Origin of the sequence: Phyllobacterium sp. (assembly GCF_037994405.1) — a bacterium.
Classification (GTDB): Bacteria; Pseudomonadota; Alphaproteobacteria; order Rhizobiales; family Rhizobiaceae; genus Phyllobacterium.
The window spans coordinates 1-3,475 of record NZ_JBBNAN010000192.1; the positions used below are offsets into that span (position 1 = coordinate 1).

A 3,475-nucleotide genomic window follows, 5' to 3' on the forward strand; every position below is an offset into this window, starting at 1 on the left:
TCGCTGCAGGCCGTACCAGGCACCACCACCACCTGCGATCAGCAGAGCAAGGAGACCGCCGATCACGGCGATGGATAGGTAGTTCGTCCGTGTTCTGGCGTGCTTTATGCTGGCCGCAGTCCCATCAAGCTTCACCCGGAAGACCTGGACCGGGTTAGCGATGTTCTTGACCTTGTGTTCCCCCATGGCCTCGAAACCGAAGGCGAGTTTCTTCTCCACCTCTCGCGCCACCTTGCCCGACACGCAGATACCGTCAGAATCGGCCAGCTGTTCGAGCCGCGCGGCGATGTTGACGCCATCGCCGTAGCAGTCCTCTCCCTCGACGATGACCTCGCCGAGATTGATGCCGATGCGGACATGGACGCGCTGATTCTCTGGGACGTTGGCGTTGCGCTCGGCCATGCCCCGTTGCAGGCTCACTGCGCACTCGACCGCATCGACGACGCTGCCGAACTCCGCCAGGAGTCCGTCACCCACAAGCTTGAAGATGCGGCCGTGATGGCGGGCGATTTCCGGTTCGAACAGTTCCTTGCGCCCCGCCCGAAGACGCTCGAAGGTGCCCTGTTCGTCCTGCTCCATAAGGGTGGAGTAGCCGACGACATCAGCACAAAGAATGGCAGCAAGCTTACGGTCCATGACCGCGTCCCCTTGCTTAATAGCGAAAACCGCACGTCAAGATTATCACAAAAGGGCCAAAACGGCCCATCCAAACACCGACCGACCTTGAACACACAAGGCTTTAGGCTGTGTCCAAGGAATAGCCGCAGAAACGTGTGCAACGATCTGCGCGATATAACCTGTAGCGAGAATGCCATTTATCGTTGCAGGTTGATCTGCAAACGGGAAGCGAAGTTATCCATTTTGATGAGTTGGCCGCGGATATCGTCCGTGTTTTCAAGCTGTTGTTTGCGCCCGCATTGCACACATCGGTCGCGATTGAAGGGGCGACAGGCGCCGGCGAAGTTCTCGCCGGCTAACTCTCTACTTCACCTGATCGGTCCGGCTCTTGGCGCCGCCTTCCCATTGAGGAACGGCAGCACGATCGTTGCCAGCAATGGCGAAGCGAAGATATCCTAGTGGGTCAGGTCTGACAGTATGGCCAAGCGGTTCTTCGGCATGGTCTCGCGCACCCAGCCAGTATCCATAAGGCCTCCGCCGAGCTTGTGATAGAATTCGACAATGTGCTCCGGAACATGTCCCCATCGCCATAGCCCCCCAAATCGGCACTTGATACTCCAAGGACGGCAAACCCGCTGAGATATTCGACAACCGAACCAGAATTATTTTCTCTGTATCGAGCCGTGCGCCATTAAGCGGTCGCAACTTATCCTGCAAGGGATGACAATCGGGGCGTAACCGGCTACGAACAGCGCGAGAATATGAGGAAGCGTTCGGAAAGCTGAAAATCATGAAAGAAGCGATTACGCTCAAGCAATTGAAGGAAGCGGTTGGCACGGAGATCGGCTGTTCCGAGTGGCGTGTCGTCAGTCAGCAAATGATCAACCAGTTTGCCGATGCGACTGATGACCATCAGTTCATCCATACCGACCCCGAACGCGCCGAAAAGGAAACGCCTTTCGGCGGCACCATTGCCCATGGCTTCCTGACGATTTCGCTCCTGTCGACACTTGCCTACGAAGCCTTGCCGATGATCGAAGGTGCAACGATGGGCATCAATTACGGTTTCGACAAGGTCCGCTTCATGGCACCGGTCAAATCCGGCAAGCGGGTTCGCGCGCATTTCAAGCTGGTCGATGCGGATATCCGCCCATCCGGTCGTGTTCTCAACAATTACGAAGTGACGCTGGAAATCGAAGGCTCGCTCAAGCCGGCGCTGGTCGCCAACTGGCTTACCATCGCCGTGCTCGAACATCCGCCCGAAATGGATTGAGCAGAGACCGGTTCAGGCTGCTTGGAGTAGAGCGCCCGCATCGTCGAGCGGCGCTGCCCGGTTCCGATAGGTCGTCACCAGATCCCTGAACACAAAGGGACCCTGGACGAACATGCCAATATCGTACGGATTGCGGATTTGTGCGCCCTTAAGAAACAGAAGGTGCATCTTGAAGAAATTCTTCTTCGCGCGTGCATAGCGCTTGGCGCTGTGAATATGCTTGAATCGAATGCGACGAATAATCGGCTCACGCCGTGGCTTGATCCCAAGCGCCGCCGCTGGATCTGACTTATAGAAATGGACGATATCGGCGATCGTCTGGAATTCCGCCCAGAGCAACGGTGTATCCTGAAGGACGACCCGTACGTCCTCGCGCAATTCGGTCGCACGCGGATGAAAGGCGATCATCAACAGACAAGACCCCGCCGCCAGCAATGATACCGGCTTCCGCTTGAGAAGCTCCGGATCGCTGCGCCAGACATCGGCGATGGCTTCCACGGCCGGCACAGTCCCCAGGCTGTGGCCGATAATGACGACCTCATCCGCATCGCTTTTCCGCAGCTTGTCCGCCAAATGATCGGCAAAAGCCTGGCGACGCTGTAACAGGCTCGGATTGCGGCGGTAAATACGGTCCGAGGCGGCCGCCCAGTCATCGAGCAGATAGGAAAAGAATACTTTTTCACCCGGCCAGTGGATGAGAAGACGGCCAATGGTTAGGGCAAGCGGGATCGTCCAGAGCAGATGAAGGGCACTGTAACCAGCAAACAGCGGAAACAATCCAACGCCGATTGTGACCAGCGTAATGAAGCAGGCAAGCGCGAATGGCCACATGAAGAAGATACAGAAGCGCCAGCTGGTGTGAAGGTAGCGCCAGAACGTCCCCGTCAGCAGGATATCGAGAAACGCCATCAGGCCCGTGGCAAACCGCGTGGCTACGTTACGGGCTGCATAGGCATCGAAGATATCGGCCGCACCGTATTGACAGAACTCTGTCTCGGTTTGCCAGTTGGCGCCGCTCGTTTTGATCTGCATCGAGGCGATGTTCTGCCCCTCCGGCACCATTGGGCCAGCATGTGTTTTCGCGTGCCACAGATTGTTGAAATCAGCCGAACTGTTCAGATAGCGACCGCGGACCGCATCGGGATGCAATCCCTCGTAGCCCGTAAAATTGATAACCAGGCGCTTTTTGACGGCCATGTCGTTTCTCTGAGCAAAGAGACCACGCGAATCGGCAGTCACCGGACGTTTCTTTAACGCAGACGGCGGCGTAATTGCGACCGGCGGTTCAGTATTTGGATGCGATTCACATAAAATTCCAGGGGGCACTGTTTTGAGGGGTCCGGGTCATGCGCGCGCCTATGCCGAAGAAACGGCCCCTCCCTGCGGCCCTTATCTCCCCCTTTGAGGGAGAAAGGGGTTTCATGGTGCTAGCGCAGCTAACCCTTCGGAACGGACGAGATAAAACGTCGCCGGATGGCGGTCTTCGGATCGCATTTATTCTACCAAGACGCGCTTCGACGGCTGCCCCGTCTTCCCAACCACTCAAGGGCCAGACGCGAAAAGCGGGCGTGGCACGGGATAGCC

General features: G+C 57.1%; 3 protein-coding genes and 1 pseudogene. 1 reads left to right on the forward strand and 3 read right to left on the reverse strand.

Translation table 11 applies throughout. From position 1 onward, the window contains the following. Positions 1–636 (reverse strand): adenylate/guanylate cyclase domain-containing protein (locus AAAC48_RS10825; RefSeq protein ID WP_340654176.1); only part of this gene is annotated, 636 nt, incomplete at its 3' end. 350 nt (positions 637–986) lie between these two features. Then, positions 987–1,210 (reverse strand): annotated as a pseudogene (locus tag AAAC48_RS10830) (alpha/beta hydrolase); the annotation flags it as partial. A 198-nt stretch (positions 1,211–1,408) separates the two neighbouring features. On the opposite strand from AAAC48_RS10830, the gene AAAC48_RS10835 reads away from it, so the two are divergent. Continuing rightward, positions 1,409–1,891: a MaoC family dehydratase gene (locus tag AAAC48_RS10835; RefSeq protein WP_340654177.1), complete on the forward strand. Its 483-nt coding sequence runs from the start codon at positions 1,409–1,411 to the stop codon at positions 1,889–1,891. A 12-nt stretch (positions 1,892–1,903) separates the two neighbouring features. On the opposite strand, the gene AAAC48_RS10840 is transcribed toward AAAC48_RS10835, so the two are convergent. Continuing rightward, complete coding sequence (locus AAAC48_RS10840) at positions 1,904–3,088, reverse strand: alpha/beta hydrolase (RefSeq protein WP_340654178.1); 1,185 nt, start codon at positions 3,086–3,088, stop codon at positions 1,904–1,906. Positions 3,089–3,475 lie beyond the last annotated feature (387 nt).

What these genes read in the sequence shown, in the direction of transcription:
- AAAC48_RS10835 (WP_340654177.1), top strand. Translation starts at nt 1,409, where the DNA reads ATGAAAGAAGCGATTACGCTCAAGCAATTGAAGGAAGCGGTTGGCACG.
- AAAC48_RS10840 (WP_340654178.1), bottom strand. Translation starts at nt 3,088, where the DNA reads ATGGCCGTCAAAAAGCGCCTGGTTATCAATTTTACGGGCTACGAGGGA.